This window comes from Streptomyces sp. NPDC052012, from assembly GCF_040689265.1.
In the GTDB taxonomy this organism is placed as follows: Bacteria; Actinomycetota; Actinomycetes; order Streptomycetales; family Streptomycetaceae; genus Streptomyces.
The window spans coordinates 677,792-702,592 of record NZ_JBFAXA010000002.1 but is presented as its reverse complement, the minus strand read 5'-3'; the positions used below and the strand labels follow the sequence as shown (position 1 = coordinate 702,592).

Below are 24,801 nucleotides of genomic sequence, written 5' to 3'. Positions count from 1 at the left end.
CGGGGGTGGGCGGCGGTCAACCGCCCACTCTCCGGGTGACGTTCAGCAGGTACTCCTTGCGGTTCAGCGGGTTGTGGTCGGTGCGCGGGCGTTCCGGCAGCGTGCCGTGCGTGACCGGCGCGTAGTGCCCGAAGGAGGTCTCCAGCTCGCCCTCGCCGCGGGTCGGTCCCGGCAGCCGCTGCTCCAGGGTGTGCACCCGGGCCGCCGGCACCGTGCCGTGCAGGACGCAACGGTCACCGTGCGTGTCGGTGGACTCGGGCACGGCTCCCAGACCCGCCAGCAGGGGCAGCAGGGCGCCGAGGGTGTCCGCCGGTGCCTCGATGCGGAAGCGGTGCATCGGCTCGTGCACGACGGTGCCCGCGCGGCGCAGCGCCTCGACGAGGACCAGCGGGGTCAGCCCGCGGAAGTCGGCGCCGGTGCTCGACATGCTCTTGTCGAAGCGCTGGTGTGCGTGGCTCTGCCGGGGCGAGTAGCCGGCGTGGGTCATGGTGACCGTGCAGTCGGTGACCTGCCAGCCGTGCAGCCCTTGGCCGAGTGCCTCGCGCACGGTGTCCTCGACCGCCTTGAAGAAGGCGTACGGCATCGAGCCCAGCTCCACCTCCAGGCGGAAGTCGACGCCGCTGCCGGCGGGTGCCGGGTCGACGCGCAGGCCGACCGTCGCGAGGAACGGGTTCGGGTCCTTCTTGTTGAACTCCACGGCCGCCCCCGTCCCGGCGGGCCGCTCGATGCACAGCGGTGTCGTCGCGCGGAAGGTGACGTCCAGGCCGTACTCCTCGGCGAGCGTGGCCTGGACGACCTCCTTCTGCACCTCGCCGTAGAGCGACACGGAGGTCTCGCGCCGCACCGGGTCGTGGCGCAGGCCGATCAGGGGGTCCTGTTCGGCGAGCTGGGTGAGCGCGAGATGCAGGGCCCTGTGGTCCGCGCCGGGCCCCGGGACGACGACGGTCTCCAGGGTGGGCGGGGCGAAGAAGTGCTCCTGGGTCTTGCGGGGTTCGCCGAGCGCGTCACCGATCCGGATGTCCGCCAGGCCCCACAGCCGGGCGATCCGGCCCGCCGGCACCGAGTCCGCGAGGGTGTCCGTGCCGTGGTCGAAGACGCTGATCGCGGTGACGCGGCCCTCCGGCCGGGTGTCCGCGCCGCCGTCCCGCCCGAACGGGATCCGGTCGCGGACCCGCAGGGTGCCCGAGAACATCCGCGCGTAGGCGATCTTCTCCCCGGCCGGGCCCCGCTCCACCTTGAACACGGTGCCGGAGACCGGCTCCTCGGGGTCGCCGTCCGCCGGGGGCAGCAGCTCCCTGACTCCCGTCAGCAGCGCCTCGACGCCCGCGCCGGTGACGGCGGAGCCGAAGTACACCGGGTGCACCAGGGCCTGCCGGGTCTGTGCGACGAGAGCGGTGCGCAGGCGGGGGCCCGAGATCTCCCCCTCGAGGTACTCGGCGAGCAGCTCGTCGTCCTGGCCGGTGAGGACGTCCAGCGCGCTCGGGGAGAGTCCGGGGACGGCACGGGCGCCCGATGTGCCGAGGCCGGAGGTCGTCGCCATCGGCACGATCGACGGGGTCAGCCGGGCCGAGATCGCCCGCAGCACCTCCGCCTCCCGTGCGCCGCTGCGGTCGATCTTGTTCACGAAGATCAGCGTGGGGATGCGCAGCCGCTGGAGGGTCCGCATCAGCACGCGGGTCTGCGCCTGCACGCCCTCCACGGCGGAGACGACCAGCACCGCGCCGTCCAGCACGGCGAGCGCCCGCTCCACCTCGGCGATGAAGTCCGGGTGGCCCGGTGTGTCGATGAGGTTCACGGTCGCGCCGCCGAGCGGGAACGAGACGACGGCCGCCTTGATGGTGATGCCGCGCCGGCGCTCCAGCGTGAGGGTGTCGGTGCGGGTGCTGCCGGCGTCGACGCTGCCGATCCGGTCGATCACCCCGGCGGAGTGCAGCAGCCGCTCGGTCAGGCTGGTCTTACCGGCGTCGACATGGGCGAGGATCCCGAGATTGAGCAGGTGCACGAAGCGTCATGTCCTTTGAGGTGGAGGGCGTTCCTTCCGGGAGGGACATGAACGGTGCGCGCATTGCTGCTCCTCGTCGCGTGACGGGCGGGACACGGACAGTGCACCAGGACCGGGTGCGCGGAGGCAACGGATTAACGCCCGACGAACCGCGCCGCAGCGGTCGCCACCGCGGTGGACCGGTCCTAGAGTGACCTACATCACGCCCGGCCGATGTTTCCTGCTCCTATCCACCCGATCGGCCTCTGGAGGGCACATGACCCACATCTCGGTGAAGGTGGACGGCACCACGTACGAGGACGACGTGGAGCCCCGCCTCCTCCTGGTCCACTACCTGCGCGACCGGCTCGGCCTGACCGGCACCCCGATCGGCTGCGACACCTCCAACTGCGGGGCCTGCACGGTGGAGCTCGACGGCGCGAGCGTCAAGAGCTGCACCGTGCTGGCCGTCCAGGCGGACGGCGGTGAGGTGACCACCGTGCAGGGGCTGTCCCGGAACGGGGAGCTGACCGAGCTGCAGAAGGCGTTCCACGAGCGGCACGCGCTGCAGTGCGGCTACTGCACCCCGGGCATGATCATGGCGGCGCGCGATCTGCTGCGCGAGCATCCGCATCCCACGCCGGACGAGGTGCGGCACGGCCTGGAGGGGAACCTGTGCCGCTGCACCGGTTACCAGAACATCGTGGCCGCCGTGCTGGCCGCCTCCGAACAGGAGGTCGCGACATGACCGAGACGGTGGAGCGGGAGGTCGGCCGGGCCCGGACCCGCAAGGAGGACGCCCGCCTGATCACCGGGCAGACCAACTGGACCGACAACATCAGCGTCAGCGGACTGCTGCACCTGGCGATCCTGCGCAGCCCGATGGCCCACGCCCGGATCGACCGCGTGGATGTGTCGGCGGCGCTGGAGCGCCCCGGCGTCATCGCCGCGTTCAGCGGCCGGGACGTCGCGGAGGAGATGGGGTCGCTGCCGTGTGCCTGGCCGGTGGCCGAGGACACCGTGGTGCCGGACCACCCGCCGATCGCCGTCGACGAGGTGCGCTACGCGGGCGACCCGGTGGCGGTGGTGGTGGCCCGCGACCGGTACACGGCCGCCGACGCCCTGGAGGCGATCGAGGTCGACTACACCCCGCTGCCCGCCGCCCTGGACATCGAGGCGGCCCTCGCCGACGACGCCCCGCTGGTCCACGCCGACAAGGGCACCAACCGCTCGTACGAGTACCGCACGGCCAACGGCGACTACGAGACCGAAAGGGACCGGGCGGACGTCGTCCTGACGCGCCGCTACCACCAGCAGCGCCTCATCCCGACCGCGATGGAGCCGCGGGCGGTCGTGGTGGATCCGCTCGCGGCCTCCGGCGAGTTCACCCTGTACTCCTCCACCCAGATCCCGCACGTCCTGCGGGTCCTGCTCGCCGTCACCACCGGCGTCCCGGAGAACAAGCTCCGCGTCGTCGCCCCCGACGTGGGCGGCGGATTCGGCTCCAAGCTCCAGGTGTACGGCGAGGAAGTGATCACCCTCGTGCTGGCCAGGCGGCTGGGCCGTCCGCTGAAGTGGACCGAGTCCCGCTCCGAGGCCAACGTCGCCACCCACCACGGCCGCAGCCAGGTCCAGGACATCGAGATCGCCGCGCGCCGCGACGGCACGCTGCTGGGTCTGAAGGTGTCCCTGCTGGCCGACATGGGTGCCTACCTGATGCTGCTCAGCCCGGGCATCCCCGTCCTCGGCGCCTCCATGTACCCGGCGATCTACAAGATGGGAGCGTACGACTTCTCCTGCACCGGCGTGTTCACCAACCGCACCCCGATCGACGCCTACCGCGGCGCCGGCCGGCCCGAGGCGACCTTCGCGATCGAGCGGATCATGGACGACCTGGCGGCCGAACTCGGCATGGACCCGGTCGAGCTGCGCCGCCGCAACTGGATCCGGCACGAGGAGTTCCCGTACACCACGATCGCCGGGCTCACCTACGACAGCGGCAACTACGAGGCCGCCACCGACAAGGCGCTCGCCCTGTTCGACTACGACAAACTGCGCGCCGAGCAGGCCGACCGCGCGCACCGGGGCGACACCGTACGCCTCGGCATCGGTGTCTCGACGTACACCGAGATGTGCGGCCTCGCGCCGAGCCGCTGGCTGGGCGAGATGCGCTACGCGGCCGGCGGCTGGGAGGCGGCGAGCGTGCGGATGCTGCCCACCGGCAAGGTCGAGGTCATCACCGGCACCAGCCCGCACGGCCAGGGCCATGTGACGTCCTGGAGCCAGATCGCCGCCGACGTCCTCGGGGTGCCGTTCGAGGACGTCGAGGTGCTGCACGGCGACACCCGGCTGGCGACGCACGGCCTGGACACCTACGGCTCACGCTCCCTCGTCGTCGGCGGCGTCGCCGTCCACCAGGCGGCGCGCAAGGTCGTGGACAAGGCCCGCAAGGTCGCCGCCCACCTGCTGGAGGCGAACGAGGCCGACCTCGACTTCACGGACGGCGCCTTCGTCGTCAAGGGCTCCCCGGAGGCGCGCAAGACCATCCAGGAGGTGGCCTTCGCGACGTTCGCCTCGCACGACCTGCCCGAGGGCATGGAGCCGTCGATCAACGCCGAGCACGTCCTCGACCCGGACACGTTCTCCTACCCGCACGGCACCCATCTGTGCGCGGTCGAGGCCGACACCGAGACCGGCGCCGTGCGCATCCGGTCGTACGTGTGCGTCGACGACGTCGGCAAGGTGATCAACCCGCTGATCGTCGAGGGCCAGCTGCACGGCGGCATCGCCCAGGGCATCGCGCAGGCGCTGTACGAGGAGGCCGTGTACGACGAGGAGGGCACCCTGGTCACCGGCACCCTGGCCGACTACATGGTGCCGGCCGCCCCGGACCTGCCCGAGTTCGTCACCGACCGCACCGAGACACCGGCCACCTCCAACCCGCTGGGGGTGAAGGGCGTCGGCGAGGCGGGCACGATCGCCTCGACGCCCGCCGTCGTCAACGCGGTCGTGGACGCCCTGCGACCCCTCGGCGTGCAGGACATCCGCATGCCGTGCACACCCGAGCGGGTCTGGCAGGCCGTGCGGTCCGGCTCCGGTGGCTCGCGCGACCCCGGTCGCTCGCGTGACTCCGGTGACTCCGGTGACTCCGGGAAGGAGGCGGCGGCATGATTCCCCCCGCATTCGAGTACGCCCGCCCCAGCAGCGTCGAGGAGGCGGTGCGCACGCTCGCCGACGCGGGCGAGGACGCGAAGGTGCTGGCCGGCGGGCAGAGCCTGCTGCCCCTGATGCGGCTGCGGCTGGCCTTCCCCGAGCTCGTCGTGGACGTCAACCGCATCCCCGGGCTGCGCGGGGTCCGCGAGGACGGCGACACCCTGGTCATCGGCGCGATGACCACCCACCACGCCGTCGTCACCGACCCGCTGGTCCGCCGGCACGCGGGGCTGCTCGCGTCCGCCACCTCCACGGTCGCCGACCCCGCCGTGCGGCACCGGGGCACCCTCGGCGGATCTCTCGCGCACGCCGACCCGGCCGGGGACCTGCCCGCCGTCGTCCTGGCACTGGACGGTGAGCTGGTCGCACAGGGGCCGGGCGGCCGGCGCACCATCGCGGCGCGCGACTTCTTCGTCGACTATCTGGAGTCGGCCCTGTCCCCCGACGAGCTGCTGGTCGAGGTCCGCATCCCGAAGACGGACGGCTGGGGCTTCCGGTACGAGAAGTTCCACCGGGTGGCCCAGTCGTGGGCGACGGTCGGCGTGGCCGCGCTGGTGCGGCGGGACGACGGGCACATCGCCGAGACCCGCATCGCCCTGACCAACATGGGTGCCACACCCCTGCGCGCCACGGCGGCCGAGCAGGCCCTGTCCGGCGCCGGCGACGCGGACGCGGTGGGCCGGGCCGCCGAGGCCGCGGCGGAGGGCACCCGGCCCGCCCGGGACACCGCGGCCTCGCCCGAGTACCGGGCGCATCTGGCGCGGGTGCTCACCAAGCGGGCGGTGCTGGCCGCCGCCGGGATGGGGTGAGCGACGATCACCGAGGTGCAGGGCCCGGAGCAGGTGCGGGCCCGTCTGGAGGAGACGGGGTACCTGGTCGACGACGGGCTGGCGATCGCCTGCTACCTGGCGCTGAGACTGCACCGGCCGGTCTTCTGCGAGGGCGACGCGGGCACGGGCAAGACCGCGCTCGCCTCCGCCCTCGCCGAGGCGCTGGACGCTCCGCTGATCCGCCTGCAGTGCCACGAGGGCATCGACGCCTCCCAGGCGCTGTACGACTGGGACTTCCCGCGCCAGCTGCTGCATCTGCGGGCCGCCGAGGCGGCCGGGGTCACCGATCCCGGGCGGCTGGAGGGCGAGCTGTACGACCGCCGCTTCCTGATCGCCCGCCCGCTGCTCCAGGCGCTGCAGACCCGGCCGTGCGTGCTGCTGGTGGACGAGATCGACCGGGCGGACGACGAGTTCGAGGCGTTTCTGCTGGAACTGCTGTCGGAGTTCTCGGTGACGATCCCGGAGCTGGGCACGATCCGGGCCGAGGTGCCTCCGGTGGTGGTGCTGACCTCCAACCGCACCCGCGAGGTGCACGACGCGCTGAAGCGGCGCTGCCTGTACCACTGGTTCGACCACCCGGAGTTCGCACGTGAACTGGCCATCGTGCGGCGGCGGTTGCCCGGTGTGGCGGAACGGCTCGCGGAGCAGGTGACCGCGCTGGTGCGGGAGCTGCGGACCCTGGACCTGGTCAAACCGCCGGGCGTGGCCGAGACGATCGACTGGGCCGAGGCGCTGGACGCGCTCGGCGCGCACGAGGTGGACGCCGCGCTCGCGCTCGCCACGCTCGGCTCGGTGCTGAAGTACCGGGAGGACGCCGAGCGGGCCCGGAAGCTGGACTTCGCGGCGGTGCTGGCCGGACGGGGGGTGTGACGTGCCGGACGTCGCGGGCCCCCTGGCGAGCCTCCTGGCATTCGTCCGCGCGCTGCGCGCCGCCGGTCTGGAGGCGAGCAGCGAACGGGTGCAGGCGTTCGTGCGCGCGGTGGAGGTGCTGCGGCTGGGAGCGCGGACGGACCTGTACTGGGCGGGGCGGCTGACCCTGTGCGGCAGCCGGGACGACCTGGAGCACTACGAGCGCGTGTTCGCCACCTGCTTCGGCACCGGCGAGCAGCCGCACCCCCGTCCCACGACACCACCGGCCCGCGCGCCCCGGCCCCGGCTCACCGTCCATGACGCGCGCACGGCGTCCCGCGCGCCGGCGGAACGGGACCACCGCCGTCCGCCCGTGCCCGCGCTCGCCGCGTCCACCGAGGTCCTGCGCCATCGCGATGTCGCCGGGCTGACCGCGGCCGAGCGGGAGCAGGTGCGGCGGCTGCTGGCCGCGTTGGCACTGCGCGGTGAGGTGCGGCGCACGGCGCGGCGCCGGGCGGCCCGCCGCGGCGAGGTCGATCCGCGCCCGACGGTGCGGGAGCTGCTGCGGAGCGGCGGCGAGCCCGCACGGCTGCGGCACCGGACACGCGCCGAGCGGCCCCGGCGGATCGTGCTGCTGGTGGATGTCAGCGGGTCGATGGCGCCGTACGCGGACGCGCTGCTGCGGTTCGCGCACGCTGCGGCGCGCGGACCGCGCACCGACGTGTTCACCATCGGCACCCGGCTCACCCGGGTCACCCGGCAGCTGGCGCACCGCGATCCGGATCTGGCGATGGCGGCGGTCGCCTCGGCCGTGCCCGACTGGCGCGGGGGTACCCGGCTGGGTGAGCTGCTGCACGAGTTCCTGGTGCGCCACGGGCAGCGCGGCCTGGCGCGCGGCGCGGTGGTGGTGCTGCTGTCGGACGGCTGGGAGCGGGGCGATCCGGAGCTGCTCGCGGACGGGATGCGCCGCCTGCACCGCCTGGCGCACCGGGTGATCTGGGCGAATCCGCTCAAGGCACGGCCCGGGTACGCGCCGCTGGCGGCCGGGATGGCGGCGGCTCTGCCGAGTGTGGACGCGTTCGTCGAGGGGCACAGTCTGGCCGCGCTGGAGCGGCTGGCGGCGGTGGTGCGGGGCGGCCCGGTACCCGTGCCCGAGCCGCCCGTGGAAGGAGTTCAACGTGCGTGACATCCTCCCGGCGCTGGCCCGCTGGTACGCGGACCGGGCGCCGTTCGGACTGGCCACCGTCGTCGAGGTCAGCCGCAGCGCGCCGCGCGACCCGGGGGCGGCGATGGCGGTGGGCCCGGACGACGAGGTGGTCGGCAGCGTGTCCGGGGGCTGTGTCGAGGGCGCGGTGTTCGAGCTGGCGCAGGAGGTCGTGGCCGACGGCGAGGCACGCCTGGAGTCGTTCGGCTACAGCGACGAGGACGCCTTCGCGGTCGGTCTGACGTGCGGTGGCGAGATCACCCTGCTGGTGCGGCCGGTCACGCCCGAGCTGGATCCGTCCTTCGGCGAGGTCGCCGAGTCCGTCGCCGCGGGAGCGCCGGTGACCGTGGCGACGGTGACCGACGGCCCGGCGCCGCGCGGTGCCACCCTCGCCGTCTGGCCGGACCGGGTCTCGGGAACGCTGGGCACGACCGGTCTGGACGCGGCCGTCACCGCCGACGCGCGGGGTGAACTCGCTCTCGGGGCGACCGGGCTGCGGCACTACGGGCCGCACGGCCAGCGCCGAGAGGACGCGGTGAGCGTCTTCCTGCAGTCCTTCGCCCCTCCCCCGCGCATGCTGGTCTTCGGCGCGATCGACTACGCGGCGGCCGTGGCCCGCATCGGCGCGTTCCTCGGCTACCGGGTCACCGTCTGCGACGCCCGACCGGTGTTCGTCACCCCGCGCCGCTTCCCGGAGGGCGTCGAGGTGGTCGCCGAGTGGCCGCACCGGTATCTGCGCGACACCGACACCGACGAGCGCACGGTGATCTGCGTGCTCACCCACGACCCGAAGTTCGACGTACCGCTGCTCGAGGAGGCCTTGCGCAGGCCGGCCGCGTACATCGGCGCGATGGGCAGCCGGCGCACCCACGACGACCGGGCACGGCGGCTGACCGAGGCCGGGCTCGGCGAGCGTGAGCTGTCCCGGCTGCGCTCCCCCGTCGGCCTCGACCTGGGCGCCCGTACGCCCGAGGAGGTGGCCGTGTCCGTGGCCGCGGAGATCGTCGCCCTGCGGTGGGGCGGCACCGGCGCCCCGCTGACCGCGACCCACGGCGCGGTCCATCCGCCCCCGCCGGGCCCCTGGGACCCTGCCGGCGGACGTGCCCTGTCCTGAGGAGGAAGCCATGGAGCTGCACCACGAGTTCACCGTCCCCGTCCCGGTCGACGACGCGTGGCGTGCGCTGCTCGACATCGAACGGGTCGCGCCGTGTCTGCCCGGCGCGACGGTCGAGGAGTACGACGACAAGACGGTGTCCGGCTCGGTCAAGGTCAAGGTGGGACCGGTGACGGTCACGTACAAGGGGACGGCGGTCTTCGAGGAGCGGGACGAGACCGCGCACCGCGTGGTGCTGGTCGCCAGTGGCCGGGAGACCCGGGGCCAGGGCACGGCCCGGGCCACCGTGACGGGGACGCTCGGTGAGCGGGACGGCGCCACGGCCGTGTCGGTGCGCACCGATCTGACGGTGACCGGGCGTCCGGCGCAGTTCGGGCGGGGTGTGCTCGCGGAGGTGGGTGAGCGGATCATCGGCCAGTTCGCGGCGTGTCTGTCCGAGCGGCTGTCCCAGCGGCAGCCGCAGCCGGCGGCGGACGCGGCACCGGCGGGGACCGCCGAGACCGAGACCACCGGAGCGGGGGCCGCCGAAGCTCAGACCGCCGCGGTGGCCACGGCCGCGGCCCCGCGACCGGCGGAGGGCCGCGAGGAGGAGCCGCTCGACCTGCTGCGCACCGTCGGCCCGCCGCTGGCCAGGCGTGCCGGCGCGGTCCTCGCCGCCGTCCTCGCGGTGGCCGCGCTCGCCGCGGGGATCCGCAGGTGGCGGCGCTCCCGCAGATGACGAGATGAGGTGTGTGTGAGTCCGGCCGAGATGGGTAGTCGCCCGGATAACCACCCTTTCGATCGTGGGAAGGAGGTCCGTGACAGCGCATCTACTCGCAGCGCCCGGGCCGCTTCCACCGACAACGAAGCGGCCCGGACCGTGTGCGCGCTGTCACCGCCGTGGAGGCAGCCGGTGCAGTTCCACCTCGGTCAGCCGGCCGCCGGTGACCGTGACGGTCATATAGGTGCAGTGGGGCTGCCGGCGCCGGTCCGTCGGTGACCCCGGGTTGAGCAGCCGCAGTCCCGTCGGTGCGGTGGTGTCCCACGGGATGTGGCTGTGTCCGAAGACCAGCACGTCCAGATCGGGGAACCGGGCGGCGCAGCGCGCCTCGCGGCCCTGCGCGGGCCCCGTCTCGTGGATCACCCCGAAGCGCAGTCCGTCGAGTTCGGCGTACGCGATCTCCGGCAGCCGGGCGCGCAGCTCGGCCCCGTCGTTGTTGCCGTACACGCCGACCAGGCGTCGGCTGCGGGACTCCAGCAGGTCGAGCGTGGCCGTGTCGACCCAGTCGCCCGCGTGGAACACGACGTCCGCGGAGTCGAGTTCGCCGAGCAGTTGCTCGGGCAGCCGCTTGGCCCGCTTGGGCAGATGCGTGTCGGACATCAGCAGCAGACGCACGGTCAGCACTCCACGGGGCGGGGCAGTTGATCACGGCACGGTCTCGTCGGTGGCCGAATGGTGGGACCGCGGTGGCCAGGGGGTTACGATCGGGCAACGCATACCAAGCCAGCACGTTCGTCGGCAAGAAGACCCGAAGGGCCCTAAATCTAGATGCCGGTCAAGGTCAGCGTCATCGTTCCCGTCTACAACCCGGGAATCTACATCGAGGACTGCATTTCCTCGCTGCAGCGGCAGTCGCTGCCTCCCGACGAGTTCGAGGCGATCTTCGTCGACGACGGGTCCACCGACGAGACGCCGGCCCGGCTCGACCGGCTCGCCGCGGAGGACCCGCGGATGCGGGTGATCCACCAGGAGAACTCCGGCTGGTCGGGCAAGCCCCGCAACGTCGGCATCGCGGCCGCCCGCGGCGAGTTCGTGATGTTCGTCGACAACGACGACTATCTGGGCGACGAGGCGCTGGAGCGGATGTACGACTACGGCGTGGCCAACGGCGCCGATGTCGTCGTCGGGAAGATGGCCGGCAAGAACCGCGGCGTGCCGGTGGAGTTGTTCCGCCGCAACCATCCGCGGGCCACGGTCGAGAACGCACCGCTGATCGACAGCCTCACCCCGCACAAGATGTTCCGCCGGGAGTTCCTCGACCGGATCGGGCTGCGCTTCCCGGAGGGGCGGCGGCGCCTGGAGGACCATGTCTTCGTCACAGAGGCGTATCTGCGCGCGGAGAACGTGTCCGTGCTCAGCGACTATGTCTGCTACTACCACATCCGGCGCGACGACGCCTCGAACGCCGGTTTCCAGCGCTTCGACCCGGTGGGCTATTTCAAGAACCTCCGTGAGGCGCTCGACGTCGTCGAGCGGTACACCGAGCCGGGTGCGGTCCGCGACCGGCTGTTCCGCCGCTGGCTGCGGGTGGAGATGGTGGAACGGCTGCGCGCCCGGCGGCTGCTGGCCCTGCCGGACGACTACCGCAGGGAACTGTTCGCGGAGATCCACAAGGTGGTCGTGGAGCGGTTCGGGCCGGGTGTGGCGGCCGGACTGCAGCCCACCCAGCAGGTGGTGGCCGCGCTGACGGCGGCCGACCGGTACGACGACGTGGTGGCGTTCGCCGAGTGGGAGGCCGGGGTCGCGCCCAGGGCGACGCCGACCGGTGTCGAGTGGCGGGACGGTGCGCTGCGGGTCGGCTTCACCGCCGAGTACACCTCGGCCCGCAAGCCGATGACGTTCCCCGAGGGCGCGGCGCACACCCCGCTCGCCGACACGCCGAAGAACGTGGAGGAGGCGGTGGCGTGGGTCGGTGCTCAGACCGCGGCCCGCTTCGGTCAGGCGACCGCGGACCTGCTGCTGCGTGAACGCACCAGCTCCGCCCAGTACTTCCAGCCGGTCGAGTTCACCCGGGAGACCGTTCCCGCCGGGGACGGCGGAGACGGCGCAGACGGCGCAGACGGCGGGGAGAGCGGCGAGCAGATGCGGCTGGTGCTGCACGCGACCGCGACCGTCGATCCCGCCACGCTGCCCGGTACGGGGGTGTGGGACGCGGTCGTGCGGGTGAAACTCGGCGGCTGGACGAAGGAATGCCGCCTCGGTCCGCTCCCGCGGGCGAGCCGCCCCGAGCCGTACGCGGGGATCGCCGGCGGGCGTGTGGTCCTGCCGTACTGGACGGAGCCGCACGGCAATCTCTCCCTGGACACCGCCGTCAAGGGCAAGCGGATCGGGCTGGACGGGCTGCGGCGCACGGACGTGACGGTATCCGGTCTCCGGCTGAGCGCGCGGCTGCCGCTGCACACCCCGGACGGCACCGGGGTGCGGCTGAGGTTCACCTCCCCGCGCCGGACGCTGGAGGCGAACGCCACGCTGACCGGTGCGACTCAGGGGCAGGGGTCGCTGCTGGAGTCCACGCTGCCCGCGACGCTGCCCCGGGGCATCTGGCGCGTCTCGCTCTGCCTGGCCCCGGACGCGGCCGAACCGCGGTGGACGGGGCTGCCGTTCGCGCTGCGCGGCGGTGGCGGCACCATGCAGGTGGTGCCCATTCCGCGGCCGCGCGGCGCGCGGAAACTGCTGGGCAGGGCGCGGCGCGTGCTCGGCGCGGCCCGCAGACGGGTCGCTCCCCTGGTGAACGGCATGAACGGAAGGCGGTGAAGCGTGCGCGCGCTGGAGATCGAGGGTGCCTGGGTGCTGGAGCCCAAGGTGTTCCCGGACGAGCGGGGCAGCTTCCACGAGTGGTACCGGGGTGAGGAGTTCCGCGAGGCGACGGGCTACGACCTGTCGCTGGCGCAGGCCAACTGCTCGGTCTCGCGCCGGGGGGTGATCCGCGGGGTGCACTTCGCGGACGTCCCGCCCGGCCAGGCCAAGTACGTGACGTGTGTGCGCGGCGCGGTCCTCGACGTGGTGATCGATCTGCGGGTGGGCTCGCCGGGCTACGGGCGCTGGGAGGCGGTGCGTCTCGACGACGACACCCGGCACGCGATGTTCCTCGCCGAGGGCCTCGGCCATGCCTTCATGGCCCTCACCGACGACGCGACGGTGGTGTACCTCTGCTCGACGGGCTACGCCCCAGAACGGGAGCACGGCATCCACCCCCTGGACCCGGCCCTCGCCATCGCCTGGCCGGAGGGCATCCCCCCGGTCCTCTCCCCGAAGGACGAACAGGCCCCCACCCTGGCCGAAGCGGAACGCCTCGGCCTCCTCCCGTCGTACGAGACCTGCCGCGCACACTACGAACGGCTGCGCGGCCCGGGTCTTTGCGGCTGACGCACCGCGAGGGTGGCCGCGCCTCGGGCCGCGGCCACCCCGGGCACCGTCAGGACTTGGCGTAGCGCTGTTTCAGGGCGCTGCGCTTGTTGGAGCCTTCGGCGTTCTTGCCTTTCTCGATGATCACCAGGTTGTGGTAGAAGTGCACGCCGACCACGTTGCGGTCCGTGTAGGTCGGCTCGTAGCTCTCGTCCACGAACTCCTCGTAGTTCAGGCCGTCCGTCAGACGCTTCAGCATTCCCATGCTGGTGTGCTTCGCGTCGAGGTCCTCGCTGCCCATCCATTCGGGCCAGTACGACGACTGTGTGTCCTCCACGGCGTAGATTCCGCCGTCCTTCAGACGGGGGAACAGCGTCTCGAACGTCGTGATCACATGCGGACTGCGGTGGCTGCCGTCGTCGATGATGACGTCGATCTCGCCGATCTTGTCAGCGACGGCGTTCAGGGAATCGGGGTCGGACTGGTCACCGATGAATGTCGTGATGCGGTCCTCGTCGACAAATGACTTGTCATGGATGTCCATGCCGAAGATGTGCGCGTTGGGGAAGAACGCCTTCCACATGCGCAGCGACGCCCCGCCCTGACCCGCCCGGCTGTAGCCCCCGATCCCGATCTCCAGCAGGTTGAACTTCTTGTTCTTCAGGTGCTGGAGATGGCGCTGGTAGTGCTGTGTGTAACGGTGGGTCCCCCACTTGTCCGTCTTGAAGTGCACGGCCAGCTTGTTGAGATCGTGGGAGATCGCGTCCAGTCCGGTCGGCTTGACCGGCACGGGCGGCTTGCCCGTGAGCTGCCGCTTCAACTGGCGCAGAACCCGCACATTCTTCTCGCCCAACGCGGACTTGACCATTGGCCTGATCGACATCGCGAGACGTTTCCTTTCACTGGGACATCTCTTTGCGGATGAGGGGGAGTGCTTCCTGCAGGGCGGACTTCCAGTCCCGTATCGGCTCCAGACCGATCTCCTGCCACCTGTGGTGACCGAGCGCGCTGTAGGCAGGGCGCGCGGCGGGGCGGGGGAAGGCCTCGGTGGTGGTGGGCCTGACTCGGGACGGGTCGGCGCCGAGCAGGCGGAACACCTCGCGGGCCAGGTCGTGCCAGGTGGCCTCGCCGGAGCTGGTGGCGTGGAAGACGCCGTGCGTGCCGTCGCCGAGGCGGGGGCCGAGGTCGGCTATGCGTGCGGCGACGTCCGCGCTCCAGGTGGGCTGGCCGCGCTGGTCGTCGACGACGTCGACGGTGGGGCGGCGGGACTCCAGACCGATCATCGTCCGCACGAAGTTAGTGCCGTGCACCCCGTAGAGCCAAGCGGTACGCACCACCGCGCTCGCATCGGGCAGTTCCGCCAGGACGGCCTGCTCACCGGCGAGCTTGGAGCGGCCGTAGGCGGTGCGCGGGGCGGTCGGGTGGTCCTCCGGGTAGGGAGTGGTGCGGGCCTCCCCGGAGAAGACGTAGTCGGTGGAGACATGGATCAGGCGGGCGCCGTGCCTCCCGCACGCGCGGGCCAGCAGGCGCGGGCCGTCGGCGTTGATCCGCGTGGCGGTCTCCTCGTCCGTCTCCGCGTCGTCCACCGCCGTGTACGCGGCGCAGTTGACCACGAGCGCGGGGCGGTGCTCCGCCAGGGCGCCCTCGATCGCGTCGGCGCTGGTGATGTCGAGCGCGGCGCGGTCGAGTCCGGTCACCTGCTCGCCGCGCCGGGCCAGTTCGTCGACGACGTCCCGGCCGAGCATGCCGCCCGCGCCGGTGACCAGCCAGGTCATGGCCGCTCCTCGGCGACGCGCCGCTTCAGCGGCTCCCACCAGGCGCGGTTGTCCCGGTACCAGGCGATGGTCTCGGCGAGCCCCGTGGTGAAGTCGTGGCGGGGGCGGTAGCCGAGCTCGTCGCGGGCCTTCGTCCAGTCGACCGAGTAGCGCAGGTCGTGGCCCTTGCGGTCCTCGACGTACTCCACCCGGTCCCAGCCGGCCCCGCACGCCTCGAGGAGCAGGCCGGTGAGTTCCTTGTTGGTGAGCTCCGTGCCGCCGCCGATGTTGTACACCTCGCCGGGGCGGCCCTTGGTGCGGACGAGTTCGACGCCGGCGCAGTGGTCGTCGACGTAGAGCCAGTCGCGGACGTTGAGGCCCTCGCCGTAGAGGGGGACCTTCTTCCCGTCGAGGAGGTTGGTGACGAAGAGCGGGATGACCTTCTCGGGGAACTGGTGCGGGCCGTAGTTGTTGGAGCAGCGGGTGACGCGTACGTCCAGGCCGTGGGTGCGGTGGTAGGCCAGGGCGAGCAGGTCGGAGGAGGCCTTGGACGCCGAGTAGGGCGAGCTGGGCTCGAGCGGGTACTCCTCGGTGGCCGAGCCGGACTCGATGGAGCCGTAGACCTCGTCGGTGGAGACGTGCACGAAGGTCTTCAGGCCGTGGCGCAGCGCGGCGTCGAGGAGGACCTGGGTGCCGACGACGTTGGTGAGGACGAAGTCGGAGGCGGTGAGGATCGAGCGGTCGACGTGCGACTCGGCGGCGAAGTGGACCACCTGGTCCGCCTCGGCCATCAGCTTGTCGACCAGGTCGGCGTCACGGATGTCGCCCCGGACGAACTTCAGCCGGGGGTGGTCGAGTTGCAGGTTCTCGAGCGTGCCGGCGTAGGTGAGCTTGTCCAGCACGGTGATGCGCGGCGCCCCCGGCGTGTCGGAGGCGAGGAGCGCGGCGACGTAGCGGGAACCGATGAAGCCGGCGGCGCCGGTGACGAGGAGATTCATGAATGGATCTGCACCTTGCTGTGGTCTCCGAGGACGAGTCGGTGGGCGCTGGGGACGCTGGGCGCCGGCGTGACCTCGACATGCCGGCCGATCAGCGAGGACTCGATACGGCCGACGCCGTCGATCGAGGAGTCCCGCAGCACGATGGAGAACTCGAGTTCACTGTCGGTGATCCGGCAGTTCTGCGCGACGGAGGTGAACGGGCCGACGTAGGAGTCGCTGACGACCGTACCGGAACCGATCACGGCGGGGCCGACGATCCGGGAGTTGACGATCCGCGCGCCCTCCTCGATCACCACGCGGCCGATCGTCTCCGAGCCGGCGTCCACCTCGCCGTCGATGCGGCGCTCGACGCCTTCCAGGACCGAGCGGTTGACCTCCAGCATGTCGACGACGTTGCCGGTGTCCTTCCAGTAGCCGTGGATGATCGTGCTGCGCACGTCGGCGTGGGTGTCGATCAGGTGCTGGATGGCGTGGGTGATCTCGAGTTCGCCGCGCCAGGAGGGCTTGATCGCGCGCACCGCCTTGTGGATGGCGGGCGTGAACAGATAGACGCCTACGAGGGCCAGGTCGCTCTTGGGGTTGTCCGGCTTCTCCTCCAGGCCGATCACCTGTCCGGAGGAGTCGAGTTCGGCGACGCCGAAGGAGCGGGGGTCGGCGACGCGGGTGAGCAGGATCTGCGCGTCGGGCCGGTGCCGGCGGAACTCCTCGACGAGTCCGGTGATGCCGCCGACGATGAAGTTGTCGCCGAGGTACATCACGAAGTCGTCGTCGCCGAGCCATTCGCGGGCGATCAGCACCGCGTGCGCCAGCCCGAGGGGCTTCTCCTGGGGGATATAGGTGACCTGCAGACCGAATTTCGATCCGTCGCCGACCGCTTCCTCGATCTCTTCCGCCGTATCACCGACGATCATCCCGACATCGGTGATGCCCGCGTCCGCGAGGGACTCCAACCCGTAGAAGAGCACGGGCTTGTTGGCCACGGGCACCAACTGTTTCGCCGAGGTGTGGGTGATCGGCCTCAGCCGGGTTCCGGCGCCGCCGGACAGCACGAGAGCCTTCATCTGACTCACCATAGCCGTTCACCGGCACGACGAACATCATTTGATTTACTCGTTGATTACGAAATCCCGGGAGAGACCCGATCAGTCGCCCTGATCCCCGCTAGTCCTCACCTCTGACTATCGTCTCGTCCCTGCCCGTGTTCGGTGGGGTGGAGGACGTCCGGTCGACCACGGCGGGCAGGCAGGTCCGCAGCGGGTCCTGGCCGCGCAGCCGCTGGGCGCGCGCCCAGCCGGTCTCCGGTCGGCGGGGACGGGGTTTGTCACTGATCTCCGAGGTCACGACGCATCATCTTCCTTCTGACTCCGCTGCCGGTCGAGTCCCCGGCGGCCCGGCGGGGAAACCCCCGGCCGCCGCCTCGCGCCTGTGCCCCGGAAGACGCCCGGCCCGGGCGGGCGGTTCCCGGCCGGGCGGGTCGCCCCTCAGGTGTTGGGCCTGGCCACGCTGATGTCGCCGAGCGCCGATCCCGGGTCCCGTTCCATGGCCGCGTCGCCCAACGAGACGACGCCCACGGCGTGTCCCCGGTCGACGACCGGGACGCGGCGCACGGCGTGCTCGCGCATCAGCCGTATCGCGGTGTCCAGTTCGTCGTCCGGGGCCACGGTCACCAGGTCCTCGCTGCACGCACCGGCCACCGTGGTCTGCTCCGGGTCGCCGCCCTCCGCGAGGGAACGGACGACCAGGTCGCGGTCGGTGACCAGTCCGCGCAACTGGTCCCCGTCCGTCACCAGGACGGCTCCGAGGTCGCGGTCGCGCATGACGCGGGCGACCTCGGCGACCGAGGTGTGCGGGCCCACGGTCACCGGTGCGCTGGTCATGATGTCGCGGACGTGCTGGGCCATGACGTGCTCCCGTTCGTCGAGTCGTGCGTGGTGTCTTCCTGCGCGTCGCCGACCGGGTACCCGCCGGACCGTGCCGGTCACCAGCCGCGAGCGGCCCGTAGGAGGCGGTCGTGGACGAGAGAGACGTGGGGGTTGTCGGAGGTGCCCGGACGCCGCACCAGGAAGCTGGTGTTGATCGGCGCGTCCTCGGGCTCGTGGAGCAGGACGAGGGCCCCGGAGGCCAGTTCCCCGGCGCACAGGTAGCGCGGCAGCACGCTGAAGCCGGCCCCGGCGACCACCAGGCCGAGGACGGCCCGCAGGTCGCCGACGGAGACGGCGGCCCGGCAGTTCAGGCGCCGGCCGAACACGTGCCGCCAGTAGCGACGCACGATGGGCAGGTCCTCGGCGTAGGCGATCAGCGCTACGGCGTGCAGCGCGCCGGGGCCCTCGGCGGCGAGGCGCTCGCGGCACCCGTCGGCCACGTCGGGCGCAGCCACCAGGACGAACTCCTCGTCGGTCAGCGGCACCGCGGCCAGCGTGCGGCCGCGCGGCCGCGACGTGGCGATGACCAAGTCGTGGCGGCCGGCGCGCAGTTCGTCGAGCAGCGGGTCGGTCAGGCCCGGGGTGACGCGCAGCCGTACGCCCCGGGACACCAGCGGCGCGAGTGCCGGGAGGGCGCGGGTGGCGAGCAGTTCGGCCGGGCCCGCGAGGTGGACGGGCTCGGGGCGGGTGCGGGCGGGCGAGCCGTGTCCGGCGGCCTCGGCGAGCGCGTCGAGCGGGGCGGCGATGCGGGCGGCCAGTTCGTCGGCGACGGCGGTCGGCGCGACCCCGCGGGGCAGCCGCTGGAACAGCTCGCGGCCGGTGTGCCGCTCCAGCGCGCGCATCTGCGTGGTCACCGTCGGCTGGGACAGGCCGAGGAGCCGCCCGGCGGCCGTGAACGAGCCGGACCGGTACACGGCCAGGAACGTCCGCAGCAGGTTCAGGTCGGGATGCGGGGCCGGGGCCGCGCCCGGGTCTGCGGCCTCCGTGGGGTCCCGGTCCTCGGGTTCGCTGTGCCTCACGCCGCGAGCCTAGCCCTGAAGGCCATCGGCTTACCTATGGCAGCCATGTCTTTCGGTATTGGAGTTCCGGCGGTCGGCGGCTCTACCGTCGAGGCATCTGGACGTGTCCCCGTGCATCTGGAAGTGAGCACATGTCGAAGATCCTTTTCGTTCTCACCGGCGCCGACCGGCTGACCCTGGCCGACGGTTCCACGCACCCGACCGGTTTCTGGGCCGAGGAGGCCGTCGTCCCCTACGAGGCGTTCACGGCCGCGGGCCACGAGGTCGTCGTCGCCACGCCGGGCGGGGTCGTGCCGCCCGTCGACCGCGGCTCCCTCGCGCCCGCGATGAACGGCGGCCAGGAGAACGCCGACCGGATGGCGAAGGCGCTGGAGTCCTTCGAGGAGCTCCGGAGGCCGGTCCGGCTCGAGGACGTGCGGCTCGACGAGTACGCGGCCGTCTTCTACCCCGGTGGCCACGGCCCCATGGAGGATCTCGCCGTGAACGCCGACTCCGGTCGGCTGCTGACCGAGGCCCTGGCGGCAGGGACACCGCTCGCGGTCGTCTGCCACGGCCCGGCCGCGCTGCTGGCCGCCGAGCGCGCCGACGGCACCAACGCCTTCGCCGGGTACGAGGTGGCCGCCTTCACCAACGCCGAGGAGATCCAGGGCGGGCTCGCCGGCAAGGTGCGGTGGCTGCTGGAGGACCGGCTGACGCAGGCCGGTGTGCGGGTGCGGGCGGGTGAGCCGTGGGCGCCCCACGTCGTGGCCGACCGCGGACTGATCACCGGGCAGAACCCGGCGTCCTCCGCACCGCTCGCCGAGGAGCTGCTGAAGCGGCTGTGAGCGGCGGATCGCTCACCGGCCGGCCGGTGAGCGGCCCAGGACGATCTCGGCCCACACCTGTTTGCCGCCGCTGACCGGCACCGTCCCCCACGTCGCCGAAAGGGCCTCGACGAGCAGGATGCCCCGGCCGCCGGTGGCCTCCCAGCCGATGCTGGTGGGCTTGACGGGGGTCCGCGGCGAGGCGTCGGCGACCGCGAGGCGGAGCCGGTCGTTGACGAGGGTGATGTCGAGGCGGACCCGGCCGTCGGTGTGCACCAGGGCGTTGGTGACCAGCTCGGAGACGACGAGCAGGGCGGCGTCGAGATCCTCGGTGACCCCCCAGGAGCGCAGGGTGCGCCGGGTGAAGCGGCGGGCGTGCCCGACCGCCTGGGGCACCCGCCACACCGTCCAGCTCTCCCGCAGCGGGCGCAGGGCCATGCCGTCGTAGCGCATCAGCAGCAGGGCGACGTCGTCGCTGCGGGGGGCGTTGCCGAGCAGGGCGTCGGCGACGAGTCCGAGGTGGGCCGGGTCGGAGGCGGACAGCCGCTCGGCGAGGCGGCGCATGCCCTCGTCGATGTCGGCCTCGTGGGACTCGACCAGCCCGTCCGTGGTGAGGGCGACCATCGTGCCGGGCTGGAGCCTGAGCGGGCTCATGGGGAAGTCGGCCTGCCGTACGACGCCGAGCGGCGGGCCGCCCTCGGCCTCCGCGATGTCGGTGCCGCCGTCCGGGTGACGCAGCACCGGCGGCAGATGTCCGGCGCGTACGCACCAGGCGGAGCCCTCCTCCATGTCGACGTCGACATAGGCGCAGGTCGCGAAGAGGTCGGTCTCCATGTCCATGAGCAGCCGGTTGGCGTGGGAGACCACCACGTCGGGCGGGTGTCCCTCGACGGCGTAGGCGCGCAGTGCGGTGCGCATCTGGCCCATGAGCGTGGCGGCGCCGGCGCTGTGGCCCTGGACGTCGCCGATGACCAGGGCGACGTGGTTGTCGGGGAGCGGGATGACGTCGTACCAGTCGCCGCCGAGCTCCAGTCCGGCGGTGCTGGGCAGATAGCGGGCGACGGCGACCGCGCCGGGCAGCCGGGGCAGCCGGCGGGGCAGCAGCTGGCGCTGGAGCATGCCGACGAGCTCGTGCTCGGCGTCGAACGCGCGGGCCCGCATCAGGGCCTGTCCGGCGAGACCGGCGGCGGCGGTGAGCAGGGCGCGTTCGTCGGCGCCGAACTCGTGCGGGGTGTCCCAGCCGATGAGGCAGGCTCCGGCCATGCGGTTGCCGGCGGGCAGCGGCAGCATGGCGAGGCCGCCGGGGCCGACCTCGGCGAGCGCGGTCTCCAGGGGGCTCCCGGCGGGCCAGATCCGGGCGCGGCCCTCGCGCAGGGCGGCGGCGAGGGTGGGCATGGTGCGCACGGGCGCGTCGGGCCATTCGGTGCGCCACTCCGCGCGCCACAGTTCCGGCCAGGCCTCGGGTTCGGGCGGGTCGAGGACGGTGACGACGAGCCGGTCGCTCTCCAGCTCGGCGAGCGCGATCCGGTCGGCCCGCAGCGGTCTGCGCAGCGCGGCGACCACGGCCTTGCCGACGTCGCGGACGGTGACCGCGGTGGCCAGGGCGGCGGCGAGACGCTGGACGCGGGCCACGTCGGTGATGTCGGAGCGCAGGGTGGAGGCGTCGGCGACGGAGCCCACGAGACGGGCGGGCCGGCCCTCGCCGCCGGAGACCAGGCGGCCGCGCAGCCGGAGCCATTTCGGTGGTCCGGCGGGCTGCAGCACCCGGAACTCCAGCTCGCGTTCGCCGATGGACATGTGGTCGGCCTCGACGACGGACATCAGCGAGGGCAGGTCCTCCGGCACGGTCAGGCTCAGCAGGGTCTCCACCCGGCCGTCGAAGTCGTCCGGGTCGAGGCCGAACAGTTCCAGGATGCCGTCGCCGACCGCCACCCGGCCGGTGTCCATGGCGAGGCTGAAGGCACCGGGCGGCAGTTCCGCGCCGTCGGGGGTGGCGGCCGGCGCGGGAAAGGCGACTGCGTCGGCGACGAGCCGCAGACAGACCCGGTCGTCGGCGTCGAAGCCGTCGGGGCGCTCGCTCACGGCGAGCAGACAGCCGCCGCCGTCGTCCCGCACCGGAAGCGCGGCCAGGGCGAAGTTCTGGGCCGGGATGCGCCGGGACTGCGCGCGTTCGGAGAGTTCCTTCGCGCCGAGCCACACCGGCTGCCCGCGCCGCAGGGCCTCCGCCACCGGGGAACGCCCGGCCACCGGGTAGCTGTCCCGCACGCCGTACAGGCTTCCCGGGGCTCCTGCCGACTCGACCAGGCACAGCAGTTCGCCGTCCTCGCCGCGCGTGTACACGGCGACGAACGCGGCGCCCGCGAAGACGAGGGCCTGTTCCAGGACCCTGCGCAGCCGTTCGGGGGACTCCTGGTCGACCGTGATCGTCCTGAGGGCGCTTTCCGCACGCAGAGTCCTCGTGCTGCGTCCCGCAGCGCCCTCACCGACCACGTTGGCCATTACAGCGCTTATGAGACACCTGCGCAGCCCCTGCGGTCGTTCCGTGGGGGTGCCGGGGGCGCGGGCGCGTGAAAGGTGACGAATGTGCGGGTCGCCCCTGCTCCGGGGAGGGGCGTGCGCCGGGAGCGGCGTAGGGGCGCGGGCGCGGGGTAGACGCACGTGCGTCGACCGTGGGCCGCCCGGTCGTCCTCGGCCGCCGGGAACGGACGGCTTCTTGCTCGCTCGCCGTGCGGGACGGGCCCGCAGGGAGGAGATTGGATCCGGAGTCGGTGGCGCGGCCGTGCGAGGAGGTGGTCGGCGTGTCCGACGGGCAGTCGTCCGCGCAGGCGCCGGCGGGTACGCGGACGCCGGTCGGCCGTCCGCTGCTCTCCTTGACGCTGGCTTCGATGATGGACGAGGTGCACGCCCATTCGGGGGCGGTGTATCTCCTCTCGCCGGAGCAGCCGGTGCTGGAGATGGCGGTCATGGCGGGCCTGCCCCGCGCGTTCGCGGCTCCCTGGGAGCGGGTGGGCCTCAGCGCGCCGATCCCGGTGTCCGACGCGGTGCGCGAGCGGCGGCTGGTGTGGGTCGGCGACCAGGAGGCGATGGCGCGCCACTATCCCCGGATCGCCGTCGTCCTGCCGTACCCCTTCTCCCTGGCCGCCCTGCCGGTGGCGACCGAGAGCAAGGCGTACGGCGCGATCTTCGTGACCTGGCCCGGCAGCCATCCGCCGGAGCTGTCCGAGTGGGAGCGTGATCACCTGACCGCGGCCTGCGACCGGCTGGCGCTGCGGCTGGAGCGGGCCGCGGAGCAGAGCGTGCCGGTGCTTCCCGAACCCGATCTGCTGGCCGCGCCGCTGGTGGGCGGGGTGGCGGGCACGCTGGGCTCGGTGGAGGCGGCCCGGATGGTGGCCCGGCTGCCGTACGGGCTGTGCTCGCTCGATCTGCACGGGCGGGTCGGTTTCGCCAACGCGGCCGCGAGCGAGCTGCTGGACGTACCGATCACGCGGCTGATCGGCGCGCATCTGTGGGCGTCGGTGCCGTGGCTGAACGATCCCGTGTACGAGGACCGGTACCGGGCGGCGCTGTTCAGCCAGCACGTGACGTCGTTCGTGGCGTTGCGGCCGCCCGGCGAGTGGCTGTCGTTCCGGTTGTATCCGAGCACGAACGGGCTCAGCGTGCGCATCAGCCGGGCCCGTGGGGTGGCCGAGATGAACCGGGCCGCGCCGCCGCCCGGTGAGGCGGCGCCGAAGCGGCTGGTCAGCATCACGCAGGTGCTGAGCCTCGCGGGGGCGCTGACCGAGGCGGTGGGCGTGCAGGACGTGGTGCAGCTGGTCGCGGACGAGATCGCGCCGGCCGTGGGCAGTCAGGGGCTGGTGGTGCTGGGCTCCCGGGCCGGGCGGATGCGGGTGCTCGGCCATCGGGGATACCGGGACACGCGCGTCGTCGACTGGCACGACGGGATGCCGCTGTCTGAGCCGACTCCCGGCAGCCAGGCGCTGCGCAGCGGTGTGCCCGTCTTCTTCGAGTCACGGGACGAGCTGGAGCGCTTGTACCCGGCCCTCACCGTGCAGCCGTCCGAGTTCTCGGCGTTCGCCTATTTGCCCCTGATCGCCTCGGGGCGGCCGGTGGGGACGTGCGTGCTGTCGTACGCGACGCCGCACCACTTCGCCACGGAGGAGCGGGCGGTGCTGACGAGTCTGGCGAGCCTGATCGCGCAGGCGCTGGAGCGGGCGCTGCTGTACGACGCCAAGCACCGGCTCGCGCACGGGCTGCAGGAGGCCCTGCTGCCGCACTCGCTGCCCTCGCTGGACGGCATCGAGGCGGCGGCCCGTTATCTGCCGGCCACTCAGGGCATGGAGATCGGCGGTGACTTCTACGACCTGGTGCCCACGCAGGGCATGGCCGCGGCGGTGATCGGGGACGTGCAGGGGCACAACGTGACGGCGGCGGGGCTGATGGGTCAGGTCCGTACGGCGGTGCGTGCGTACACGGCGGTGGGGCAGTCGCCGGCGGAGGTCATGCGCAGCACCAACCGGCTGCTCCTCGACCTGGGGTCCGACCTGTTCGCGAGCTGTCTGTACCTGCGGCTCGATCCGGCGCGGGGACGGGCCGTGATGTCCCGTGCGGGTCATCCGCCGCCGCTGCTGCGCAAGCCGGACGGGCGGGCGCGGGTGCTGGACCTCGCCGGGGGGCCGCTGCTCGGCATCGACGGTTCGGCGACCTACCCGACGACGGAGGTCGTCCTGGCTCCCGGTTCGCTGCTCGTCCTGTACACCGACGGCCTGGTCGAATCCCCCGGCACGGACTTCGAGGACGCCCTCACCGACCTACGTCACCGCCTCACCGACCTCGGCGACCGCCCGCTGGACGACCTCGCCGACGCCCTGGTCCAGCACGCGGCGGACGCGGAGGGGCGGTTGGACGACATCGCGCTGCTGCTGCTGAGGGCGCTGCCGGACGACTGACGTCGGCCCCGGACGGCGCGGAGCCGGCCCGGTCCCGCCACGGTGTGGTGCGGGACCGGG

At 72.7% G+C, this 24,801-nt stretch carries 21 protein-coding genes; 11 read left to right on the top strand and 10 right to left on the bottom strand.

The window, feature by feature from the left end; genetic code table 11:
- Positions 1–16 precede the first annotated feature (16 nt).
- Positions 17–2,002: a translation factor GTPase family protein gene (locus AB0412_RS06760; RefSeq protein WP_366401397.1), complete on the bottom strand. Its 1,986-nt coding sequence runs from the start codon at positions 2,000–2,002 to the stop codon at positions 17–19.
- 256 nt (positions 2,003–2,258) lie between these two features.
- Here AB0412_RS06760 and AB0412_RS06755 point away from each other — a divergent pair, with 256 nt between their 5' ends.
- Genes AB0412_RS06755 through AB0412_RS06725 form a run of 7 tightly spaced genes read left to right on the top strand, consistent with a single transcriptional unit; the run spans position 2,259 to position 9,909 of the window.
- Entirely contained in the window at positions 2,259–2,729 is a 471-nt protein-coding gene (locus AB0412_RS06755; protein WP_366401396.1) for a (2Fe-2S)-binding protein, read from the top strand.
- Positions 2,726–5,152 carry a xanthine dehydrogenase family protein molybdopterin-binding subunit gene (locus AB0412_RS06750; protein WP_366401395.1) on the top strand — a complete coding sequence of 809 codons (2,427 nt, stop codon included), beginning with the start codon at positions 2,726–2,728 and terminating at the stop codon, positions 5,150–5,152. The genes AB0412_RS06755 and AB0412_RS06750 overlap by 4 nt, the downstream gene beginning before the upstream one ends.
- Positions 5,149–6,003, top strand: coding sequence for a xanthine dehydrogenase family protein subunit M (locus tag AB0412_RS06745; RefSeq protein ID WP_366401394.1), 855 nt, complete (start codon positions 5,149–5,151; stop codon positions 6,001–6,003). The genes AB0412_RS06750 and AB0412_RS06745 overlap by 4 nt, the downstream gene beginning before the upstream one ends.
- Positions 6,004–6,009: 6 nt before the next feature.
- Positions 6,010–6,894: a MoxR family ATPase gene (locus AB0412_RS06740; RefSeq protein WP_366401508.1), complete on the top strand. Its 885-nt coding sequence runs from the start codon at positions 6,010–6,012 to the stop codon at positions 6,892–6,894.
- Position 6,895: 1 nt separating this feature from the next.
- Positions 6,896–8,059 (top strand): VWA domain-containing protein, encoded by a 1,164-nt coding sequence (locus AB0412_RS06735; RefSeq protein WP_366401393.1) that lies wholly within the window; start codon positions 6,896–6,898, stop codon positions 8,057–8,059.
- The gene (locus AB0412_RS06730; protein ID WP_366401392.1) at positions 8,052–9,191 is read left to right on the top strand and encodes an XdhC family protein; all 1,140 of its coding nucleotides are present in this window, start codon (positions 8,052–8,054) and stop codon (positions 9,189–9,191) included. Before AB0412_RS06735 ends, AB0412_RS06730 begins: the two co-directional genes overlap by 8 nt.
- A 10-nt stretch (positions 9,192–9,201) precedes the next feature.
- Positions 9,202–9,909 carry an SRPBCC family protein gene (locus tag AB0412_RS06725; RefSeq protein ID WP_366401391.1) on the top strand — a complete coding sequence of 236 codons (708 nt, stop codon included), beginning with the start codon at positions 9,202–9,204 and terminating at the stop codon, positions 9,907–9,909.
- A 153-nt stretch (positions 9,910–10,062) separates the two neighbouring features.
- Here the strand turns inward: AB0412_RS06725 and AB0412_RS06720 are convergent, their stop codons facing one another.
- Positions 10,063–10,566, bottom strand: a complete 504-nt coding sequence (locus AB0412_RS06720) for a metallophosphoesterase (RefSeq protein WP_366401390.1) — start codon at positions 10,564–10,566, stop codon at positions 10,063–10,065.
- 153 nt (positions 10,567–10,719) lie between these two features.
- Between AB0412_RS06720 and AB0412_RS06715 the strand changes: the two genes are divergently transcribed.
- A complete protein-coding gene (locus AB0412_RS06715; protein WP_366401389.1) occupies positions 10,720–12,705 on the top strand; it encodes a glycosyltransferase family A protein in 1,986 nt (661 codons plus the stop codon).
- Positions 12,706–12,708: 3 nt separating this feature from the next.
- Positions 12,709–13,317 carry a dTDP-4-dehydrorhamnose 3,5-epimerase gene (gene rfbC, locus AB0412_RS06710; protein ID WP_366401388.1) on the top strand — a complete coding sequence of 203 codons (609 nt, stop codon included), beginning with the start codon at positions 12,709–12,711 and terminating at the stop codon, positions 13,315–13,317.
- Positions 13,318–13,366: 49 nt separating this feature from the next.
- Here rfbC and AB0412_RS06705 read toward each other — a convergent pair whose 3' ends face one another.
- The 7 genes from AB0412_RS06705 to AB0412_RS06675 all read right to left on the bottom strand — a co-directional run bounded on the left by AB0412_RS06705 (position 13,367) and on the right by AB0412_RS06675 (position 18,914).
- Positions 13,367–14,179: a class I SAM-dependent methyltransferase gene (locus tag AB0412_RS06705; RefSeq protein ID WP_366401387.1), complete on the bottom strand. Its 813-nt coding sequence runs from the start codon at positions 14,177–14,179 to the stop codon at positions 13,367–13,369.
- 16 nt (positions 14,180–14,195) lie between these two features.
- The gene (rfbD, locus tag AB0412_RS06700; protein WP_366401386.1) at positions 14,196–15,071 is read right to left on the bottom strand and encodes a dTDP-4-dehydrorhamnose reductase; all 876 of its coding nucleotides are present in this window, start codon (positions 15,069–15,071) and stop codon (positions 14,196–14,198) included.
- Entirely contained in the window at positions 15,068–16,048 is a 981-nt protein-coding gene (gene rfbB / locus AB0412_RS06695; protein WP_366401385.1) for a dTDP-glucose 4,6-dehydratase, read from the bottom strand. Before rfbB ends, rfbD begins: the two co-directional genes overlap by 4 nt.
- A complete protein-coding gene (locus tag AB0412_RS06690) occupies positions 16,045–17,112 on the bottom strand; it encodes a glucose-1-phosphate thymidylyltransferase (RefSeq protein ID WP_366401384.1) in 1,068 nt (355 codons plus the stop codon). Before AB0412_RS06690 ends, rfbB begins: the two co-directional genes overlap by 4 nt.
- Positions 17,113–17,212: 100 nt before the next feature.
- Positions 17,213–17,392, bottom strand: coding sequence for a hypothetical protein (locus tag AB0412_RS06685; protein WP_366401383.1), 180 nt, complete (start codon positions 17,390–17,392; stop codon positions 17,213–17,215).
- A gap of 140 nt (positions 17,393–17,532) precedes the next feature.
- The gene (locus tag AB0412_RS06680; protein WP_366401382.1) at positions 17,533–17,952 is read right to left on the bottom strand and encodes a CBS domain-containing protein; all 420 of its coding nucleotides are present in this window, start codon (positions 17,950–17,952) and stop codon (positions 17,533–17,535) included.
- 77 nt (positions 17,953–18,029) lie between these two features.
- Positions 18,030–18,914, bottom strand: coding sequence for a LysR family transcriptional regulator (locus AB0412_RS06675; protein ID WP_366401507.1), 885 nt, complete (start codon positions 18,912–18,914; stop codon positions 18,030–18,032).
- A gap of 209 nt (positions 18,915–19,123) precedes the next feature.
- Between AB0412_RS06675 and AB0412_RS06670 the strand changes: the two genes are divergently transcribed.
- Entirely contained in the window at positions 19,124–19,816 is a 693-nt protein-coding gene (locus AB0412_RS06670) for a type 1 glutamine amidotransferase domain-containing protein (protein ID WP_366401381.1), read from the top strand.
- Between the two features lie 12 nt (positions 19,817–19,828).
- Here the strand turns inward: AB0412_RS06670 and AB0412_RS06665 are convergent, their stop codons facing one another.
- Positions 19,829–22,294 carry a SpoIIE family protein phosphatase gene (locus AB0412_RS06665; protein ID WP_366401380.1) on the bottom strand — a complete coding sequence of 822 codons (2,466 nt, stop codon included), beginning with the start codon at positions 22,292–22,294 and terminating at the stop codon, positions 19,829–19,831.
- Between the two features lie 299 nt (positions 22,295–22,593).
- On the opposite strand from AB0412_RS06665, the gene AB0412_RS06660 reads away from it, so the two are divergent.
- Entirely contained in the window at positions 22,594–24,741 is a 2,148-nt protein-coding gene (locus AB0412_RS06660; protein WP_366401379.1) for a SpoIIE family protein phosphatase, read from the top strand.
- Positions 24,742–24,801 lie beyond the last annotated feature (60 nt).